The sequence below is a fragment of the Pedobacter sp. Leaf194 genome (assembly GCF_001423945.1).
In the GTDB taxonomy this organism is placed as follows: Bacteria; Bacteroidota; Bacteroidia; order Sphingobacteriales; family Sphingobacteriaceae; genus Pedobacter.
Window position 1 is genome coordinate 41,141 of record NZ_LMPU01000001.1, and the last position, 20,202, is coordinate 61,342.

Consider the following 20,202-nt stretch of genomic DNA (forward strand, 5'->3'; position numbering starts at 1 on the left):
CAGATTAGGTTTAGGGCAGTGAACAACAAAATTACTTAAACTGTTAAATAGCTGCTCTTCCTCGCAAAACATTGCCCCAAGTACCTGAATCGCATAAAACCTTGTAATTCAACAGAAACACAGCAGCGTAAACGTTCCATTTTTTGCGAGATTATATTATTAATCCTACAACTTATAGCGCTTTTTGTTGCTCTTGGTATTAAAATTGAAACAGCTGGCTCAATTATGAGAAAATTACTTTTTACAGCATTTCTGATAATTTTGATCGCCGGTTGCAAAAAGAAGTTCTGTGGCAAAATTATGGCCATCAGTACAGAAACATCACCGGCAAACGGAGCGCCTTTATATAAAATTTACTTAGAAAGTGGTGAGGTTGTACCCATGAAGAGCAGGGGCAACTACCAGATAGGAGAAGGTTATTGTAATGATTAGACAGCAAAGTTTCGACAGGTACAACCGTAACACTACGGTTTTAAAAATCAACCCGATTAAATTAAAGGAGCTTTTACCGGCTTTTGAAGTCAACACCCTTGCAAACTCGATAACCATCTTTACCAAGGTAGAGCAGGTATCTGAAAAAGAGAAAATCATCTATGCAGAAAAATCTGCAATGGAGCTGGCTTTCGAAGAATTTGAAGACCAGTAAAAAGGTTAGGAAGCCAGCTGCGCAACCGTGGCAAGCAATAACGCTGTTTGAAAAGGTTTTTGAATATAGAAATCGCACTTGGCGTTAAAAGCCACTGCGCCATAATCGCCGGCACTCATTAAAATAATTTTGTATGCGGCCGTTTGCGTGTTTTCCTTCAGTTTCAGGCATAAATCCATGCCATTAAACTTGCCAAAGTTAATGTCCATTAAAATTACATCTGGTTTTAAGAGGCTAATGTCTTCGAAAATATTAATGGTGTAAATCTGGCTTAAGGTTACAATGTTGTAGTCCTCATACTCGAACAAGGTAGAAAGGGAATCTAAGATATTATAATCGTCGTCGAGGATGAGAAGTCGTTTGCGGCTCATTTTGCTAAGCGTTTGCTATATATACGTTTTGTTTAAAAGGCCCGTTTTAATTTTTGCATTTTTTTAAGGTTTTAAAGAGCGTTAGCGCTTATTCAATTTCTCCCTCCGACAGGTGATCCAGGGGCCATCCCGATTTGTACACAAAATCTGCATGGTCTGTTTTCGATTCGTTAACCACCCTGCCCTTAAAATCGTGGGCAACTTCGCCATGGGTTTCTAATACCTGCTTCGCCATTGCCGCATATTCTGTTAAATCCAGGCCATCTTTAACAATATAAGTTAAAGCACCACTCTCACTCAAAACAGATTCGACAACTCCTGCTTCAAACTTCTTTTGGAGTGCCGCAAATGCAGCATCCATATCATTTGGGTTACTATTTTCCATAGGGTAGAATTTCTTCGAATAACCCGAAAAAAATTGAAAAGTTTCGTCAAATGATCATTACAATTGAACACCACAATCCGCCCTGGCTAAGCTCTTATTTCAAGTTCTTAGATGCCCGGTGTTTTTGCGGCCACCAAATAGAGCCAGGCTAGGCTACAGCGCAGGCCTCATTTACCCCACATCATTACTTACAATTCCATGAAGAACCATTTACCCCTTTTATGCGTAAATCTTACCATAACAGCCAGTTGGACAAAAAATTCCAGCGGCTTTGTTTGTAAGGATTATAAACTTTAAACGACCAATACCCCATATGAAAACACTAAAATTATTCGGCATACTCATGGTGGCACTCGCATTAAATGCCTGCAGCCAAAATAAAACCTCAAACGCAGGGGGATTATCCCGCGATATTAAAAAATACCCGGCCGCAAAATCAGCTGCCTACTGGAAACAGGCACTATCTGCCCAGGCTTATGATATTATGGTAAACAGCGGAACCGAAACGCCTTATAAAAATCCCTATTGGGATAACCACAAAAAAGGCGTTTATGTAAGTGCAGCAACCGGCAAACCGCTTTTCAGCTCGGATACGAAATTTGAATCGGGCACTGGATGGCCAAGTTTCTTTAAACCCATCGATGCTAAAGCCATCAAAATCGTTCGCGATGCATCAGACGGAATGGTTAGAGACGAAGTGGTAGAGGCCAGCACCGGCCTGCACCTGGGCCATGTTTTTGATGACGGACCTAAACCTACCGGACTGCGTTACTGCATGAATTCTTACGCCCTCAAGTTTATCCCCGCCAAATAAATCAAATCATCATGAAAAGATATAAATTGTGGCTGCTCGGACTGGGCTTCCTCGCCTCATGCACCGATGCACAAACCCGCAAAAACGAAAATGCTTTTGCTGATTTACCTAAACCAACAGCCAACCAGAAAGTGGCAACTTTTGCAGGCGGCTGCTTTTGGGCGCTGGAAGAAGGCATGAGCGAACTTAAAGGCGTAGATAAGGTTGTATCCGGCTACGCAGGCGGAACGGTTAAAAACCCAACTTACGAAGAGGTTTGCGCAGACAATACCGGCCATGCCGAATCCGTTGATGTGTACTATGATCCAGCCTTAATCAGCTATGCGCAGCTTGCCGAAGCCTTTTTCTACGCCCATGACCCCACTACGGTAAATAGGCAGGGCCCAGACGAAGGTGAAGACTACCGCTCGATGGCATTTTACAAAAACGACGAGGAGCATAAAACACTCGAACAGGTAATTGCAAAGGTAAACGCAAGTAAGCATTACGCCGATAAAATCGTTACCCAGGTGGTGCCCTTTAAAGTTTTCTACCCCGCAGAAAATTACCACCAGGATTATTATAAGCTCAACCCCGGCAATGGTTATATTCAAAATGTATCCAGGCCAAAAGTGCTCAAGCTGCGGAAAAGCATGGCCGCACTCATCAAGCCAGAATTTAAAGATAAAAGCTAATTAACCAGGGGGGATTGTTTAAATCCCCCTTTTTGCATTAAGTCTTTTCTCAATATTCTTTATCTTTGTGTATCCCCAAGCCCATTCAGGTTAAATCACATCCTCCCTATTTTTAGCCTGTTTTTTATGGGTTAGCCATACCTGCTGTTCAACAAATAACCCTTTAATGAACATCCGCCATGGCCGATTACCTTCGTTAATGCATTTTTTCCGCAACCTCCTTTCTGTTTTGGTTTAAATAATAGAGACAGTAAGTGTTAATTGCAATCAAGCAGAGGTTAAACATGAAGTGGTGCTGCCAGCTCATTTTTGAAATGAAACCACCACAACTGCAGGGCACCTTTGCATAAAAGTGCATTAGAATTAAAAGAATATAAATACTAAATGAAACCAGAAGCAGCAATGACAACCACAAACCAGGCCGGCTATAATTAAAAATCAAAAGGCCAGCCACAGCTGCTTCTGCTATGGGAATGAAATAAGTAAGCAACAGATTTACTACTGGTGCAAAAGGCTGCCTTAACACTTGTTGCTGGTAATGAGCTAAATCTGCTAGTTTTACCCAGACCGCATAAGACCATAAAACCATTAGCAAGAAGCTGCTAAAGTTGTATGCATACTGTGAGGTTTTTTGCCCGCTTATCATATCGTTTCTGTTGATACCATAAAGCTAGTGGCTTGATGAAGGCTTGAGTAGGTTAAGGTTGCACCGAATGAGGCGTGAATAGTCGAATTTTAGATCATTTTTCTTGCAGCCATGGGTGCCAAAAAATTGACCTGCCGAACCCCTTTGGTTAATTTATTGGTTTTTTGAGCTGCTCAAACTGGAGATAGCACTTCGTTTGTGGTAATAAAGTGTCAGTTTTTAGGATAAAGAACAAATTGCTTTTGTTCATCATATAATACTGGTGGATAGTGAACAAAGAAAGGCATATTGGCAAAATAAGCAATCACCCCTTCGCCAAGGATAAGTTTATTTTGCCTTTTTAACAGCCTTAATGGAACACGCATCCAGTGGTCCTGTCCATCATGTAAGTGATAATAATCTCCGGCAAATAAAGTGTCACCGTATAACTTACCTTTTACAATACCAGAATCTTTCATGCCAACATGATACAATACCTCCATGCTTCCGTAAAAATCGGTCCCAGCGACCTTGATAACTGCAATGGTTGTATCTTGTTTTCTAATACCAACAAACCGTTGGTGCTTCACCGTATTCAAGTCTGGCTTACCATCTTTACAGCCCATAACTAAAGTTGTAAGGAATAAAAGCACGAATATGTTCAGGGTTACGGATTGATATGATAAAGTTTTCATCGGAACAAGGTTGCTTTTGGAGACGTGTCTTTTACTGCACACCAGTATTGACTAATGGAGATACGGGAATATTAATAATTTGCGCCTATTTTTTTGTTCTGGCTAAATGTTAGATAGATGATGATGCACAAAAAAGGCAGGTATATTATTGCATCCGGATAATGATAAAATTGAGGGTTAATTGCCGGAAACATTTTAATACAAAAGCAAAATAGACCGTAAACACTGGCCAATGCTGTAACTGAAATAGATAGATGTAATTTTTGAGAAATTTTTCGGGAGGCAATCAGTAGCTGTCTGATTAGAATTTTCGCGGCAAAATAATTAAACAACAAAACTAGCGCACACAATAGATACCTTATCAAGGTGTTGATTTCATCGGTTATTAAATCCATTTTAAAAGCGGTAAGAATGTGCATTATTACATCTACGGCTATGAGCAAGACAAGCGTAGTAATGATAAGTGACATTGTGAGGATTAATGTCACCAATAGGTTCTTCATGGTAATGATGATTAGATATTCAAATATAATAATAACTAAGGTTTCTTTTTTGAAACAGCTAATCGCTCCCAGGTTAGCTCTACCCGGAATTTGTTCGCTAACAACTGGAACAATAGGACGATAAAGGGTATTTATTATCGATCAATTAAATGCCGTGCTGATTTTGCGGATGGCTATTGGTAGGTGGAAAATTGCCTGATTAAACACCAACAACTTCCTCAATTGTTAAGGACGTTGTTGGTTTTAACCAATTGAAAGCCTGACAGTTTATCAATTCTCAAAACCAGAAGTTTTAAAGCATGGATTTTTCAAATTCTTGGCATATCTTCGAAAGTTAATCCCCTAACCAAACAAGTTTTCCTCATTTTAATGTTCAGTAACGCTCAAACAGACACCAGGATTGTGGTGTTTAAATCGATGACCATCGTTGTAAATCGTGTCAGAGATTATCCTAATCAATTCAGAATATATGTAGACAGCCTGTATAATGGCACCTTAGAGTTAACAGATGAAGGCTGGACAATTACACCCGGCTATACCCTGCCCAAAGGCGTTTTTACCTTACTAACGAAAAGAATGGGTATCCTTTAAATTGCTTTGCCTGCACCATTTTTAAACTTATTTAGGCTGAGAACATTCTTTTCTGCAAAAACGACAAAAGCCGCCCAAGGGCAGCTTTCCGTTTATTTATTGTGTGTTTATGCTTTTTATTTTGCCAAAACCATTGCATTTTGCTGCGCCTCCATAATGGCCTGAGAAGCAAAAGCCGCAGATTTAAGGCTGGCAAAGTTAGCGGCTTTTACATTTTTCATGTTACCGGCAATTACGGTGCTTTCAGTTGCTGAACCTGATAACCTTAATACTGCGCTGTCTTTAACAACTGTGTATAAACTTGTTGCTGTAGTTTTGATGTTCGCTGTTGCGCTTTGGCTTAAAAATAATTGAAGATTTTTTACATCAAAGTTGTTTTCTGTACTAACGATTGATTCGCCGTAGGCTTCGATTCTTTCTAAATCTTTTACCGTAACATTTATGGTAACCTGATCAGTTTCGGTTGAATTGATGAATAAGGTTCTGCCGTCGGTAGTTACCGAAGTTTTTGCAGCATCGTAGTTAACTTTACCAGCTACATCCTGCTTGTCGCCCTGGCTTAGAATAACTTTTACATTTCCACTCACCCAAATTCTGTTGAACTTCGATAATGAGGCTGTTTTTGTTTCTGCTTTAACTGGCTCTGCGGCGAAAGTTGCCATGGCTGATGAAGTGAATACTACTGCTGTTAATGCTGCTGCGAATAATGATTTTGCGAAGGTTTTCATATCTTTTATATTTTAAGTTTTTTGTTATTGTTTGTTATTAAGACGCCGTCGCCCAGGAAACGTTTCAGCTAAAAATGCCGTATTATACCAGCAAGAGTAGGCAGCAGACCAACGCCTGTAATTTCTAGACGAACGCCCGTTCATTTTTTATTAGAATCGACGAACCGCTTGTCTACCTGCCCTTTTATTATGTTATGATGCGCTGATAAGCACTCAAGAAGTTTCAAATCTCAGCTTAGGATAAAAGACTATCGGTTGAATGGCGGTTTTTTAATTTCTTTCATCGCTACCGCAGCTAATGCGATATTTTAAAATATGTTTTGTTAATTGCCTTCGGAAACCGATGTGCAAATCTTCGCGACGTTGTTATTTGCCTGCGCATTCAAACCAAAATACTTTTTCGCTGTTTAACCGTAAAAACTAAACGCCTTGTCACTAAAATCGCTATCTAAAACCCGCTGGAGGATTGAGCCAGACCGGGTTGTTGTTTATCCTTACGGCTTATCATACATACTCGCCGGGGTATTGGCAGTCATTTTTGTTGCCGGATATTTTGTATATGTGTACTATCTGAAAAATGATATTGCATCGTCTCTGCCATTGCTGATTGTAATGGCGGTTGTAATTGCACTTTTTGTGGCCTGGGCCGGAACAGCTGTAGAGTTTGAAACCGGGCAGGGCATTATGCGCAGGAAACTCTTTGGCTTTCTGCCTGTATCGGCTGTTCCCTTTGCAAAGATTTACGGCATCTCACCGGTTTCTAACCTTGCGGGTTCTTATACCTATCGCGTTTTTAAGAAAGACAACCGCTACGGCAAAGGCATACTGGTTTCTTCCAGTTATGGAAAAAATGATGACCCCAATGCAATCGCATTTGTTGATGAGGTGATTACCCCGATACACCGCCAGCTCGAACTCCACGATGCACCAGGCGATTTCATTCCAAAGCAGATAGACCAGTATAAGTTTTTTAACGTGCAGGGCGGTACCTACACGATAAAGAAAAACAAAATGGGTGGCGTGTTGCTCGGCCTGGTTCTGCTGGCCATAGGCATCCACGAATTAACGCCTGCTGCCTGGCTTGGCCACGATTTTAGCATAGGCAGAATGTGTTTTATGCTCTTTACCCTTATCGGCGGCCCGGTAATCATATTGGCCGGCTTTACGGAGACCATCTTTGATAAGTCGTCGCGATTGGTAAAGCGCAGCAGCCCAATTGGCCTGGGCAACAAAGTTTACAGTTTTGATGATTTTAACGGGATTCAAACCGTCAGGAAATCTACTAATCTTATCTATTCAGGAACAGACGTTCGGATTTATTTTTTACGGCCCGGAACCGATAAGGAAGATGCAATGATACTATCGAGCTTTTTCAGCACGAAAAAAGTAGAGCGGTTTGTTGCTGAAGTAAACAATATCATGGCCTAAATGCGGTATTGAACTTTGCCTGATATCATTGCGAATGTTGATTTAAATATTTGGTTTTCATCGATTTAGTTCCCTTCAGTTTACATGGCTTTGTTAAAATCTTTTAAGTAGCAATACCTGGACCTAAAGGCTGCTAAGTATATACAATTCGAAATGATTAGAAACCTAATCTTAAGCCTGTTCACAATCTTGACTTGTGCAGGCCAGGTAAAAAAAGAGCCGGCAAAAATCAGCAATGCGTTCTTATTGAGCAAAACGGTAAAATCAAGCGATGGTACAGCAACTGAAAGTATTGCAAGTACACTGTTGTACACCTCATCTCCAACTGGAGACGAGTATTTTGCTTACACCCTAACAGATGGAATCATCTCCGATGCACTTGGGTATCGGTTCGCGGCCACCGCTAAGGGCCTTTTCTTCATAGCCGAGCGCCTGTTTTCGAATCAGAATGAGGTTGACAGTCTTCAAATTCGCTTTGACGACGCTCAGCACCTGGTACACATCGGTAAAGGTGACCGATACCAGCTTTTTCCATCGAGCTACCTAAAATTTAAGCAAGAAGTAAATGGGAGCCATAAAATTCTGAGTTTTATAGGTTTGCTGGAAGATAACCTCGGTGATTATCCGATTGCAGAATTGCTTCCGCTCATTGCAATTTACGGTAACCAAAAACCAGCGCTTAAGATTAAACAGGCTCAGGTTAGCACGGCACGAAGTCAGTCTGACGACATTCTTGATACCTGGCAATGCAATTACAAATACGGACGGACCGGGAAAATATTGTTTGTAAAAGCTTTTAATGAGGACGGACTGCGTTTTACTAAAAACGTCAGCTATGAACCGGACGGCGGCCTGGTAATTAAATCGCACAGAAATATAGAAGACAGGCAGATAACCGACCGCATCCTGTTAATGCAGGCAAGCACGCCCGGCAAACTTAAGTGGACGGACCGCGTAATGCAAAGCGGGAAAAACGTTGAAACAACGCTGGTAACGGAAATCCTGACCAAGGCTGTATTTTCAGTTGAGCAGGCCAAAATGAATCAACAGGAAGTATTAAATTTATTGAAGAAAAAGCAATGAACGATGATACGAACCCAAAACGCTAACCAACTGACTGAAAAGGCACACCTTTAAGCAATATTCCGGAAACGGGTGGGCGAAACAAAGAAATACCGGAAATTTAATAGCAGTGTATGAATAAGCTGCGCCAAAGGTTCAGGCAGTTTGCTACACCAGCTACTATACCATGCTAAATAGACATTTACCAAAATTAAGAACATGAAACTTCCCTTTGCAATTTTTATGGTTGTAACTATCCTTTCCTGTAACTCGCAAACCAAAACGGATCTTCTTTCGCTAAAGCTCAATTCGAAAGTTCCAGCTGTTGTGCTTCAAAATAACGAGCTTAAACAAGATACAGATCCCAACCTCGGTTTAGCAATACTCAATACAGCCAAGCTGGAAAAATACGCAATTGGCGAAATTGAACTTAATTCTTATACTTTTCCCAATGGGAATGCCGCCGACTACAGCAACCTGTCTATACTCCTTAGCTCGAAACAGCGCAACAATTACCTCGGTTTCAATTACAGTTCGGTAAACCAGCAGGAAACTAAAGCAATTGTAGCCTACTTAAAAAAAACCTATCCAGCCTACCAGCAAAGCGATACTAAAGGCAACGGAGAATCTTACTTCTGGGATGTTCCAAAACTTGATGCCTGGATTTTTACCTATCAGGGAAACTCTACCGATAAGAATGGCAAGAATTTTTTCAGCACAAACTTCATATTCGTGAAAAGAGGTACACGCATGGAGAACAGTACAGATCCGAAAGTAATCACGATAATGGCGTATTACAAAATGATGTATCCAGATGTGGTAAAGTAAGTAGCTTGGTTAATAAAAGAAAATCCTGTAACTGAAGTTACAGGATTGGTTTTTAAATTATTGCTGAGTGGTCCCGACGAGAATCGAACTCAGTCCATTTAAGGGCTTTACACACCACTTTTACATATTTTTTTATTTAAAACTCACCCATTCCTAACCTGGATTTGTGCCTATTTTGTTTTGCAAATTTATTGGTTTAAACATCGCAAAAAAAGTACAAAAAAGCAAGATAAAAATATCCACACAATTATTTCCTTAACTTTCTTGTAATTGATTATTGCACCCGAAAATCAAGATATACAGCTAAAATTATATAGAGTTATTAAGCTTGGATATGCAGTTCATTTCGGGAAATTCTGTTTACTTAGAATTAGTAATTACTGCCATTAAATTTTTACGAGGTTAAATCTTTATCAAAAATAACAATACTTTTTACTTTAACTAATTGGTATTTTTCTTTCCTTTCTTTGCTGCTTTAGGTGCTGCTGGTGGTGTTTCAATTACTTCTGGTTCTGGTTAATTTTCTTTTTATCAGATTCAATTTTGCTTTTAAATCTATTATTCTTTGTTGCACTTGTTTTCTACCTTGTAAAGATAAAGCATGTCATCACATGCTTTTTTAAAGGCTAGGGGCAAAGGCTAGCTCCTTCTCTTTAAAACTAGCCTTAAGCTTCTGCACTTATAAGAAGTCATGAGTTATAATGGTATGCCGATTGCACCAAATCAACCAGCTAATGCTTATTCTAAACCCACTAGTCGAGCAGCGTCCAGGTTTTGCGTGCCTGAACCTGCTGCACAACCTGTTGCTCGGCAACAACGATGTTTTCCTTGCGTTGGCCGATGTATTCTAAACTGCTTAGCTTATTCCAAAGTGCAACCAGTACGTTCATAAATTCGCTTGCCATAACCATGCTGGTATTAATTTGTTTGTGGTCGTAAACGAGTTCGATAGTTTTGGCTAGCAGCTCCTCGAAATTGCCAGGCGTAACGTCTTTCCATTCATAGAAATACTTTAACAATTCTTCCCGCTCGCGCGGATCGATGAATTTAATTGCCGTAAAAAACACATGTGCCAAGCTGGAGAAATAACCGACCAGAACAGCCGGAGATTCGCGGTGAGCAAGGTTTCGGTAAGAATAAAACAAGCCTGCAATATAGTCTGCAATCTTCTCTGAAATGGAACGAATATTTTTCCCCAGAGGGGTGATGTTGTCTCGACCGCCTGTTTTATCAATAATTTTAAATGCGGATAGCTGTAGTTCGTTTAGCATAACACTAAAAGACTCGTAGTACCTTATTAAAGCGGGGTGACTGGTTATCGTAACGCTGGGCGGTATATAACTATTATTAATGGTTAGCCTTCCATTTTCATAATAAACCTGCCCTATCGTTAGAAAAAAGCTGTCGACGGTTTGAGCGCCAAGCTCGCTCTCTGGCAGAATTGAAATGGAATAAGATTTGGCAAGTTCAGGGTACCTTATCGGACTTTCATCCGGGTTGGGCGTACCCGCAGGTATTCGGTTGTACGGGTTAACAACAAGCAGGATAAGATAATTTCTAGGTTCCGACTGCCCAAAATAATGATTATGCACCAGCGAATCCATATTGTCAGACTGTTCAATATCTATATGGCAGCCTTCAGGGGTAACGGCATTGCAATGCCTGATTCGTACTTCAATATGATTTGTAGCCTTTTCTGCAATCTCGATATCGTGGGAGCTTTTATAACCGGCGAAAGGCGGCAGAAATCCATAGTTGTTCGCATTGATATTGAGCGATACCGCATTTCTTACAAAGTCTTGTAAATAGAGATCGTTAACCGTAAAATGGTCGCTAGAAAGTTTCATGCCATTCACCCAATTGATGGGCTTGTATCTAAGCGGCTTGATCATAATAAATGTTTTTTAGATGTTGATTAGATAAATATAGCACTTTCCCCAACTTCGTTTGGCTTATTCGCGTTTTCTGAAACGCGTTTGGCGTAGATAGTCATTTTTTCGGTGATGCCATTTTCAATAATATCCAGATCTGGATCTATAAAAATGTTACGCTTGAAAAAAGAGGTTTTAATAAAGAAAATCCATTTGTAATTGTCCTGATCACTTCCTCTAAATTCAACCGGGCTCTTGGAAAATTTGAGGTTGTAATCATCAATAAATTTATGAAACCAGATCCCAAAATTCATGTTTTCAACCGCCTTTACTTTCACCTTTAATGGTTCCGGATCGCTACTTTTTTTATACAGTTCCAATTCGAGAACAAGTAATCTGTTGAAATCTACATGATCCATGTTAATGTCCAATGGGGTTTCAGGATACTTCCAGATCTTAAAAATCTCTGAAGGTATACCGAGCAGCGCCACATATGCCCACCAGAAAATTAAGGGTACAAAAAAGCACATGATGCTACCCGCACCGTACCATCCGAAATTAACAGAACTTAACCAATTGAAAGCCAACTGAAATAAATAAACCGCAAGGATAGCTGACACTAGCGTAGAAAAAAAGATGAAAACCTTGCGTTCGAGTAAATCATTCGCATAATATTTAGTGAGCAGGTAAACAAATAAGCTACCCATTAAAATATAGAAAATACAACAAATTATATAGCCCCAGGGCATGAAATTGAAATTTAGAAAGCCCAAGAAACCCGGGATAGCCAAAATCAGTCCGGTAAGCAAAACACTTACAATCAATCTTTTGTTGCTTAGAAACTGATTCTTTTTATTTAGGATTGATAATACTGCGGTAGATACCAGAATGATCAGTGGAAATAAGAGGTAGCGGATAAAAAATGATTGAACGTCCATTAATTTTGTTGATGTGTTATATTGCAAATATAGTATCTTTAATACTTGATTATAATCCTTATTTTACTCGAGAAATAAAATTTTATCTACAACAAAAATGCAAGCTTAAAGTTTAAATGAAAAAAGAAACTTTGATTGATAACGAACTATTTACAGACTACAAGGCGGTAGCTAAGGCGGCCGATTTGATAGAGCGCTCTGTAGTTGATGCCGACCAAATAGAGGTGGTTCCGATTGGGCCTGATAAACGGGCTTTTGCAAAAGATATTGAATCGTCTGCTTTTTATTATTCGGAAAACAGAAGGCACGAACGCATCCGGATTACCACCAACCGCGAAGGCCTTTATGATATGCTTCCGGAAGGTCTTTTCCACAGGCCACCTACCGGCAGCGCAGGAATGGATGAAGAATCTATGATTGGCGATATCAGGGAAAGACGAGAAGAAGAAAAACATGCAAGATTATTTTTTACTCCATTTGATACCGAAATTAACCGTGTTCGGGTGATGACGGAGCTGTATGAAAATAAGCTTGATAAAAAAACCACCTATTCCGAATTAAGCCGAATCTTTGAGTTTGGATGGAACGAGTTTAATCTCCTGAATAAAGAACAGAGCATCATCTGGATGCACCTGTTGCCCGAAATACAGCAAAAAAGAAACGATATCGATTTTACCGCGAAAGTGCTCACCGCGTTATTTAACCTACCCATCGCCGTTAATGATGCCACAACACAACTTACAGGGATTGATGTTGCAGACGACATGCAGATTAAGCTTGGAATGGGCGCCCTTGGTATTGACACCATCATTGGGAGCAGTTTTACCCCAGATCATGAATGTTTTCAAATAAATGTTGGCCCAACTGCTCCTGAAGAGTTGGTTGCATTTATGCCGGGCCAAAAGAGCCGGGAAATTCTCGATATGGCAATTAGTTACCTGATGCCAGTTGATGCCGAAGTGAACGTGGAGCTGGTAACGGCGCCCGATTTTCAGGAAACCCTACTAAATGAAAGCGGAAGCAGCGCTTATTTGGGTTATACCGCTTACATCTAGTTTTTTTTACTGCTGGTGCAGATTTTCTGCAGCATTCTTCAAAAACATACGGTAATGTACATTCATTGCGCTTCGCAAACGTAGCTTGGAAAGGGTGATACTCAACAACTCCGCCCAATCAGATTTTGTAAGCCTTGCGGCTTCTGAAGGTTCGATCACAATATCGGTTGTTTTGATGAAACCCGCATTTGGTTTATTATCCAGCATGATTCCTTTTAACAGTGTTATGCTTTTTAGTTTCGGCCCCAATTCAAAATGGCAAAAATTAATAACATCTGCTTTAGTGATAACCCGATCTCCGGTGGTTAAGCCATATTTGTAAGCCTGTACCCGATTGGCTGCATTAAGCTTCGAGCGGCCGCCTTTTGATTGACTTAATAGAAAAACGCTCTCCGGGTTGACTCTGTTATTGCCGTAAGCCAGTAACCGGCTGCCCGGATTGATGTGATTGGCTTCTTCTGCCTGCGTAACCCAAATGTCTAAAAATAAAATATCGGCGTCGTCAATAGGCTTAATAATAACATAGCTCGGAAGCTCTTTAATGTCTTTTAATGCAGAGCGACTTTTTTGCTCAATCAGGGCAATATTCTGTTCCAGATTTTTAAGTGCCGTACTTAAAAAATCTGGCCCATAGGCCGAAAAGGCGGCCTTTTCATCTCTCAAAAGTTCAAAAAGATACTCTACAAGCTCTTTGGCATTTCTGGTATCAAAGCGCTCGGTGCCTCCATATCTAATTGAAAACGACCCGTCGCCTTTTTCGTTTTCATTGGTGTAGGGAATCTCGTTATAGCTTTTGCCTTTGTTGTCCTTCAAATTTTCAACGGTAAGCATCTGGTCAAACCCTTCGGTTTTTATCGGCACTACATTGTTCATCGTTTTGAGGCGGTGTTTTATCTGACTCAGTTTTTTATTAACCACAGGGAACGCATTGATATGAACATGAATTTCGTTGAGCATATCCTGATTGATTGCAGCAGGCAACACAACTTTTAACCATTTTATTTCGCCACCAATTCTATTCAACTCAGCCTGTTGAAATAGATTCGAAAATTCTGACGGCATTTCTGTAGTTTCTTCGATATTAAAATCGTTAAGATCGCCAAGCGTTAGAAACCTGTTGCTGTAAAATTGCAGCACATCAGATTTGATTAGGTTAAGCAACTGCTTGTGGTAGAATGGCGCCTGGGTTTTTCCAGTTACCGGCTCATCCATAAACCGCTCGGTGTACGCAGCGAGCTCATTACCTTTGTAATACCATTTGCCCAGTGCTAAAAGATCATAAGCATTCTCCGGTACAGCATAATTTTTCCAGTCGAAAAATAAATTTAGTTTATTAAAGTCCATCCAGTTCTTTATCCCGCTAAAGCCTATGTAAAGAACGTTCTGGGGTATCGAGAAGCCAGGCAGGCTGTTAACAGCAGGCTGTTTGTTAAACCCTTCCACACTAAAGATAGTATTACCTGTGGCCATATATTTTACCGAAGCATTGAGCAGTTTCACCGTGTGCAATGGGCTGAAAAAAATGTCTGTCTTTTTTGTCTGGTCAGTTTCCAGTTGCACGTCTTTTTTAAAAGAAAACTGATGGTAAGGAGAAACGAAATCTTCCTGTTCATTTGGGCGGGCATGGAGAATCGCATGTGCAGGCAAAGAGGAAGTTAAGTGGTCGGGCGCCAAAATTCTGCTTATCTTATCGAAAATTCTGTTTTCAAGATTTTTTACGTCATTGGCAACATTAAATAACTCGTTGCTTAAAGCCTCAATTATCAGTTTTACCAGCGGATCAAAATCGTTACTATCTTTAGTGTTCCAAAAATCTTCTGCATTTTTTAATATTCGGTTACGGATCTCATCCTTTGATGAATAAAAGACTGGTTTCATATGTACTCTATTTGGGGCGGTTAATTAGGTAGATAAAGGACTGAGAAATAAAGCGGTATTAAAAAAATATTTTTCGCCTGTTGCTTTTATTAGCGCTCTTACGCTAATATCTACTTTTTTTTTGATCTCGGTTATCTTACGCATAGGGTAAACGTTTTCTACCTCTGTTATGTGTATATCTACAGACGTACTGTAAATACGAAGTTCTTGATCGGTAATAGACTTAAGAAGCGATTTGCGGAACTTTTCTTCCCAGATGCTCTCGCTTACGATGAGCTCAAAATCCAAATCCCATATCTCGCAACCGAAGTTTTGCTGGTAGCGGTGTTCGCCGTATCTGGTGAAAATTATCAGTTCTATGTGGTTAGAAATCGATTTTCCAAGGTCTGCAGATTGAAGCCCTTTGCCTGAAAGTAAAGAACTCAATCTGAAGGGTTTGTTGAAAAATTTATCAGACATAGATGTTTGGCTTAAAGTTTGTTAAAAGTAATTTAAAAAAATCGTTTATGTAACCAAACAACAAATATTAAAAATTGTTACTGTACAATGTTGATTTGATAGTTATGTGATTTTGGGGTTGATTGTTGGTGTTGATTGTCGAATTAGTTATTAGACCAGTAGTATGTGAAATCCCTAACAATCTATGAAACCCATTAACGCCCTTGAAATTAGAAAGGCTTATATCAAGTTTATTTCGAATTTTGTCTTTTTAACGCTTTTTTCTATTCTCTGTATCTTTCTTTTTTTTGTAGCGGCAGATTTTGAATATGCCCTTCTGGATAAAAAAGTAAAAGAAGCTGAAAAACTTTCGTATTTACGAAAAGATATCAATACCAATTTCGACCTTATTCTGGTCCGTTTCAAAGAACTTGCACAATACCGCGATTATAATGCCAACGAAATGAGCAAGCAAGGCATTCTGCTCAATGATATTCAAACTTCCAATAACAGAATCAAAGATTTGATTTCGAAAAAACCAGAAGCAAGTGCCAGTTTTGACTTGTATGAGAAAATAAACAATAATGTAAGCGCAATGGCCGATTTGCAAGACTCACTCATAAATTCCAGAGGTGATATTCAAAGGTATAAGGAACAGATAAACGATTGTCAGCGCGCAAATCAATCTGCAGCTAACAAAATTAGAAATGGCAGATTCGGCAGATAACTAAGCACCATGATAAAACTAAGTATAAAAGAAAGACGAGAACAGTTTTTGTTTTTTGCAGCGCTGTTTATTTTCACTGTTGGACTGCTAAGCTTTGGCATTTTTTACAGCGGCAAATCACGCTACGAAATTTCTAAATCCGACCTCGAGGTAAAAATCAACGAAAATGAAGCCTTCGAAAATATGGTTAAGGAAACCATGCCAACTGTAGATACTACCTTTAAACAAATTACTCGCTATAACCCAAATGTACAGGCCGTGTTTTTGAAAAACGACATTCAGCTTTCTTTGGGCTCGATTAGAGCGGCATTCGACCGCAAAGCTTCTGATTCACGATACAAGATTTTTGTGCAGACTGCGCAACTTTACGACAGGCTGTTTTACGACAGGCAGGAACAGAACAGAAATATTTCAGATATAGAACTGCATAAAAGACAACTTGACGACTGCATAACCAACAGACGCCAACTACAGCAAACCATCTCATCCAGATAAAAACTAAAATCACCTCAAAATCATCCTAAAACCATCAAAAACGCTAAAGATGTCCGAACCAAACACGAAGCAGATCAGCTCCAATTCGCAGGGATACATTATACTTTACATCCTGCTGGCTGTATTACTCTTAACAGGCCTTATTTTTTTATTCAAAAGTTCTTTCTTCGAAAAACGTAAAATTGACGCCAGGATTCTCAAAGATGAAATCTATTTGAATGAGAGTCTGGTATTTACAGACAACACACCCAAGGCATCAAAATGGCTGTGGGAATTCGGTAATGGTGCCAAAGCCACTACCAAAACCGGCTCCTATCATTACACTAAACCTGACACTTATATTGTGCGGTTAACTGTTGATGGCGAACTTCGCCAGGAATTTCCGGTAACCGTTAGAGATACGGTAAGGGCGGCAGTTGTAGATAGTGTTTTAACCATCAGTGGGCCAACCGCTGGCCTGGTAAACGAAGAGATCAGGCTTGAAGGAGATGGCGAAGGCAAGGATTTCGAGTGGTCTTTTGGTGAAACCGGACGTGTAGACGTAAAAGGAAAAACTGCCCTTTACACGTATCGTGCGCCTGGGAAATATGTTGTCCGCCTGCGATCTGACAAAAGCAGAAAGCCCGCCTATTTAACCGTTCTAATTACCGACCCGAATGCGGAAATTGTTGAAGATTTAGTTGCGCCGGGGGATGGCGAACGAAAGACCATCGATGACATCAGAGCCCGGCTGCAGGCCATTGCTAACGGAGCCGATTTTAACTCAAATTATTATTACCTCGTTAAAAAGTACATGTGCGGCAATGAGAAGGTCACCGTAAATGTAGAAATGAACGGGAAGAAAAAACAGACTGATATTTATTCCTATTGCATGGGACTGACCTTTGGCGGCGAAATAGCGGTAGATGAGGCACAGCTTACAATTAAACCGAACTCGACCTGTGCAAGTCTTTTAAATATAAAACAGCACTCCGGTACTGCACAGCCTGCTACGGCAACCGCTGCAGATGCTGCTGCAAAAACAAGATAGATCATAACTCATCCTAACGCATAAGCTCATCCCTATTCAACATGAAAAAATATTATTTCTTAACCATTTTCCTTTTAGGAATATCACTGGCTAATGCCCAATCCCCGGCTTCGTTTGGTAAAAAGGTTAAATATATGCCCAAGTCTTACGAGCGGCCGGCCGAAACAATAAACATTAATGAAAATACTTCGGGCAGCAGCCTGCCCTGGATAGTTTTTTCAGACCGCGAAGATAATTACACCACAACCTCGCCCGGCGGAAGCCTTATTATGAAAAAAATCAGTTTTATGGAGCCCTTCTACGTATCGAAAGAAGAAAACGGGTACCTGAAATTAATTAAGTACAAGGCCGGGATGATAAGAGGCCGTAAAATAAATGATAAAAAAAGCGCCATAAGCTATGGATGGATATCGAAATCGAAGCTACTTCTGTGGCAACGTGCCTTTTCCAACCAAAAAACAGGTTATGCAGAAAAAGCTATTGGAATTGTTAACGGGAAAAACCCACTTACCGAGCCAAAATTTTATTTCGATACTACCGATTCAATCCTGGTTTACAGCACACCCGAACTCAAAGACAGGCGCACCAAGGTAAGGCTCCACGAAATTGCCTATATCTACAAAAAATCGGAAGATGAAAAGAAATATCTGATAGGCTCCGACGACCAGTTATTTGCAGATTCTGCACGTAAAAGTGTTTACGGTTGGGTTTCGGCAGAAGCCATGCACAGCTGGGGCGACAGGTTGTACATCAGTTCAATTAAACCCGGCGACTACAGCCGGGAAGATTCGACCGCAGCAGCCATTGCAAAGGGCATAAGCAGTGGAACCGCATTTGTAGCCGACCCTTTACTCCCCGCGGAAAATGTGATTTTAAAAGGCCTTCCTGTAATTGCAGAAAATGAAGGTAATTATACGGTAGGCATTGCAACAGATGTTTACAATAAAACCGACAATAAAATACTAACCATTAACGGTTCTGCACTTTCTTACCGAGATTATGTTGCCCTTCGGAAAAATAAGACGAAAGTTAATGTTGTTTTTGTTGTAGATGGCGGAAGTTCGATGAGCAAATACCTCTCGGGTATGACCAATACCATAGCTTCTTTTGAAAGTATTATGGGCGATTTTGGCAAAGGTACAAGGGTTAGTTATGGTGGCGTGGTTTACCGTGGCGATGATGGCTGCCCTGTAAAAGGTGTGTTTACCAGCCCTATCCAAAATGACTACAGGCAGCTTATGAGTTTCTTATCTAATGAGGCAAAGAACACGGAAAAGTGTAACAGCGTAATTTCTGAATCGCCGGTTTTCAATGCGATTAAGGCTGGGCTGGGCTTGTTTAAAGGAAAAAAGAACGAAACTAACCTAATTATTCTGGTTGGCAGTACCGGAAATTCAGGAGGCACAAACAATTACCTTATCAACGAATTGAGCGAGCAGGTGGCACTTGCCGACGCAAGAATTCTGGCCTTGCAGGTGTACAGCGATTACAATTCTGTTTTTAATGATTTTGTAATCCAGTCCCGTAAACTGGTGTCAGAATCTGCTATCCGATCAGCCGAGTACAGAAAAAACACCATGGTGAAAGGTGAAGGACTAAAGAGTTTTCAACCCTACAACACCAGCCTTCAGGATTCAATTTCCTATTACCTGGATTACCCCAAGAACAGCCTGATTCAGGGTGGTGTTGTTTTCCCGACTAAAGGAACAGTAAACTCAAACCAGAGCATGACCATTGCATTGAAACGTTTCGTAAAAGAAACAAATTCAGATATTTACAATCAGATAAGTTCTTTAGACAGCGCATTCCGTTTAACGGGTATTGCACGTAAAAACTTATCAAAAAACGTGGAGGATTTATTACCTCAGCCTGTTGGCATAGAAGTGGCTGACCGGATGCCACACAATGCATTTAAATATTATAGCACGGCAACACTCCCTTCAGACCTGGTTAGCAAAAACCATTCATCACTGCAATACGCAATTGTGCTAAACAATATGGAATACAGACAGATAACGGATGTTTTTTCAATTATGCTGGGTCAAAACTTACAGGCCGATCAAAGTTCTTTTAGAAGCAAGTTGGTAAAAAACTATGTAAAAATGCCTAAACAGCTTTTAGGAATGAAGGTGTCATCCAGCGAAATCAAAGCAATGAGCCTGGCTGGTTATCTGAAACTGGTTACCGGTTTGCCTTTAAATAATGAATTTTTGAACCAGTACACAGTAGGTGATTTGAACAGAACTTCTACGATGCCATTAGACCAATTTGAGAACTACATTAAATTGCTTAGTGAATCCGTTCAGCAAATTAAAAGGGCTACCCAAATAGAACAGCAGTTTGTTTCGAACGGCAAATTATATTATTACATAACCGAAGAAAACTTTAATCCGGCAGTGATGCCAAAAACCAATTAGATA

At 40.2% G+C, this 20,202-nt stretch carries 22 protein-coding genes; 13 read left to right on the top strand and 9 right to left on the bottom strand.

Translation table 11 applies throughout. The features are described from left to right. The first annotated feature begins 225 nt into the window (after positions 1-225). Positions 226-432 (top strand): hypothetical protein, encoded by a 207-nt coding sequence (locus tag ASG14_RS20120; protein ID WP_157274799.1) that lies wholly within the window; start codon positions 226-228, stop codon positions 430-432. Beyond that, entirely contained in the window at positions 425-646 is a 222-nt protein-coding gene (locus ASG14_RS00225) for a hypothetical protein (RefSeq protein WP_056869069.1), read from the top strand. The genes ASG14_RS20120 and ASG14_RS00225 overlap by 8 nt, the downstream gene beginning before the upstream one ends. Before the next feature lie 5 nt (positions 647-651). On the opposite strand, the gene ASG14_RS00230 is transcribed toward ASG14_RS00225, so the two are convergent. Together ASG14_RS00230 and ASG14_RS00235 are read right to left on the bottom strand one after the other, a co-directional pair. Further along, positions 652-1,017, bottom strand: coding sequence for a response regulator (locus ASG14_RS00230; protein ID WP_056869070.1), 366 nt, complete (start codon positions 1,015-1,017; stop codon positions 652-654). An 88-nt stretch (positions 1,018-1,105) separates the two neighbouring features. After that, the gene (locus ASG14_RS00235; RefSeq protein WP_056869071.1) at positions 1,106-1,402 is read right to left on the bottom strand and encodes a hypothetical protein; all 297 of its coding nucleotides are present in this window, start codon (positions 1,400-1,402) and stop codon (positions 1,106-1,108) included. Positions 1,403-1,715: 313 nt separating this feature from the next. On the opposite strand from ASG14_RS00235, the gene msrB reads away from it, so the two are divergent. Together msrB and msrA are read left to right on the top strand one after the other, a co-directional pair. Further along, positions 1,716-2,216 (top strand): peptide-methionine (R)-S-oxide reductase MsrB, encoded by a 501-nt coding sequence (msrB, locus tag ASG14_RS00240; protein WP_082491268.1) that lies wholly within the window; start codon positions 1,716-1,718, stop codon positions 2,214-2,216. 11 nt (positions 2,217-2,227) lie between these two features. Further along, on the top strand, positions 2,228-2,890 hold the full coding sequence (gene msrA, locus ASG14_RS00245) for a peptide-methionine (S)-S-oxide reductase MsrA (RefSeq protein WP_056869072.1): 663 nt from the start codon (positions 2,228-2,230) through the stop codon (positions 2,888-2,890). Between the two features lie 196 nt (positions 2,891-3,086). Here msrA and ASG14_RS20645 read toward each other — a convergent pair whose 3' ends face one another. Both ASG14_RS20645 and ASG14_RS00255 read right to left on the bottom strand, forming a co-directional pair. Further along, on the bottom strand, positions 3,087-3,536 hold the full coding sequence (locus ASG14_RS20645) for a MauE/DoxX family redox-associated membrane protein (protein WP_056869073.1): 450 nt from the start codon (positions 3,534-3,536) through the stop codon (positions 3,087-3,089). A gap of 212 nt (positions 3,537-3,748) precedes the next feature. Next, positions 3,749-4,210 (bottom strand): hypothetical protein, encoded by a 462-nt coding sequence (locus ASG14_RS00255; RefSeq protein WP_157274800.1) that lies wholly within the window; start codon positions 4,208-4,210, stop codon positions 3,749-3,751. Positions 4,211-5,082: 872 nt separating this feature from the next. On the opposite strand from ASG14_RS00255, the gene ASG14_RS00265 reads away from it, so the two are divergent. Beyond that, a complete protein-coding gene (locus ASG14_RS00265) occupies positions 5,083-5,304 on the top strand; it encodes a hypothetical protein (protein ID WP_056869076.1) in 222 nt (73 codons plus the stop codon). 116 nt (positions 5,305-5,420) lie between these two features. Here ASG14_RS00265 and ASG14_RS00270 read toward each other — a convergent pair whose 3' ends face one another. Beyond that, a complete protein-coding gene (locus ASG14_RS00270; protein ID WP_056869077.1) occupies positions 5,421-6,032 on the bottom strand; it encodes a GIN domain-containing protein in 612 nt (203 codons plus the stop codon). A gap of 429 nt (positions 6,033-6,461) precedes the next feature. Between ASG14_RS00270 and ASG14_RS00275 the strand changes: the two genes are divergently transcribed. From ASG14_RS00275 to ASG14_RS00285, 3 genes are all read left to right on the top strand, one after another. Further along, entirely contained in the window at positions 6,462-7,460 is a 999-nt protein-coding gene (locus tag ASG14_RS00275; protein ID WP_056869078.1) for a hypothetical protein, read from the top strand. A 153-nt stretch (positions 7,461-7,613) separates the two neighbouring features. Continuing rightward, complete coding sequence (locus tag ASG14_RS00280) at positions 7,614-8,543, top strand: hypothetical protein (protein ID WP_056869079.1); 930 nt, start codon at positions 7,614-7,616, stop codon at positions 8,541-8,543. A 198-nt stretch (positions 8,544-8,741) separates the two neighbouring features. Then, complete coding sequence (locus ASG14_RS00285) at positions 8,742-9,350, top strand: hypothetical protein (protein WP_056869080.1); 609 nt, start codon at positions 8,742-8,744, stop codon at positions 9,348-9,350. A gap of 752 nt (positions 9,351-10,102) precedes the next feature. Here ASG14_RS00285 and ASG14_RS00290 read toward each other — a convergent pair. Together ASG14_RS00290 and ASG14_RS00295 are read right to left on the bottom strand one after the other, a co-directional pair. After that, positions 10,103-11,242 carry a hypothetical protein gene (locus ASG14_RS00290; RefSeq protein WP_056869081.1) on the bottom strand — a complete coding sequence of 380 codons (1,140 nt, stop codon included), beginning with the start codon at positions 11,240-11,242 and terminating at the stop codon, positions 10,103-10,105. 23 nt (positions 11,243-11,265) lie between these two features. Next, positions 11,266-12,159, bottom strand: coding sequence for a TssN family type VI secretion system protein (locus ASG14_RS00295; RefSeq protein ID WP_056869082.1), 894 nt, complete (start codon positions 12,157-12,159; stop codon positions 11,266-11,268). 116 nt (positions 12,160-12,275) lie between these two features. Between ASG14_RS00295 and ASG14_RS00300 the strand changes: the two genes are divergently transcribed. Next, entirely contained in the window at positions 12,276-13,214 is a 939-nt protein-coding gene (locus ASG14_RS00300) for a type VI secretion system baseplate subunit TssG (RefSeq protein ID WP_056869083.1), read from the top strand. Between the two features lie 6 nt (positions 13,215-13,220). Here ASG14_RS00300 and ASG14_RS00305 read toward each other — a convergent pair whose 3' ends face one another. Further along, complete coding sequence (locus ASG14_RS00305; protein ID WP_056869084.1) at positions 13,221-15,092, bottom strand: type VI secretion system baseplate subunit TssF; 1,872 nt, start codon at positions 15,090-15,092, stop codon at positions 13,221-13,223. 24 nt (positions 15,093-15,116) lie between these two features. Next, positions 15,117-15,551, bottom strand: a complete 435-nt coding sequence (locus ASG14_RS00310; RefSeq protein ID WP_056869085.1) for a GPW/gp25 family protein — start codon at positions 15,549-15,551, stop codon at positions 15,117-15,119. A 184-nt stretch (positions 15,552-15,735) separates the two neighbouring features. On the opposite strand from ASG14_RS00310, the gene tssO (ASG14_RS00315) reads away from it, so the two are divergent. From tssO (ASG14_RS00315) to tssR, 4 genes are read left to right on the top strand one after another with little or no spacing between them, the layout of a single operon-like run. Then, positions 15,736-16,257, top strand: coding sequence for a type VI secretion system TssO (gene tssO / locus ASG14_RS00315; RefSeq protein ID WP_056869086.1), 522 nt, complete (start codon positions 15,736-15,738; stop codon positions 16,255-16,257). 9 nt (positions 16,258-16,266) lie between these two features. Further along, a complete protein-coding gene (gene tssO / locus ASG14_RS00320; protein WP_082491270.1) occupies positions 16,267-16,752 on the top strand; it encodes a type VI secretion system TssO in 486 nt (161 codons plus the stop codon). Between the two features lie 49 nt (positions 16,753-16,801). Next, positions 16,802-17,782: a PKD domain-containing protein gene (locus tag ASG14_RS00325; protein ID WP_056869087.1), complete on the top strand. Its 981-nt coding sequence runs from the start codon at positions 16,802-16,804 to the stop codon at positions 17,780-17,782. 41 nt (positions 17,783-17,823) lie between these two features. Then, positions 17,824-20,199 (top strand): type VI secretion system protein TssR domain-containing protein, encoded by a 2,376-nt coding sequence (gene tssR / locus ASG14_RS00330; protein ID WP_056869088.1) that lies wholly within the window; start codon positions 17,824-17,826, stop codon positions 20,197-20,199. Positions 20,200-20,202 lie beyond the last annotated feature (3 nt).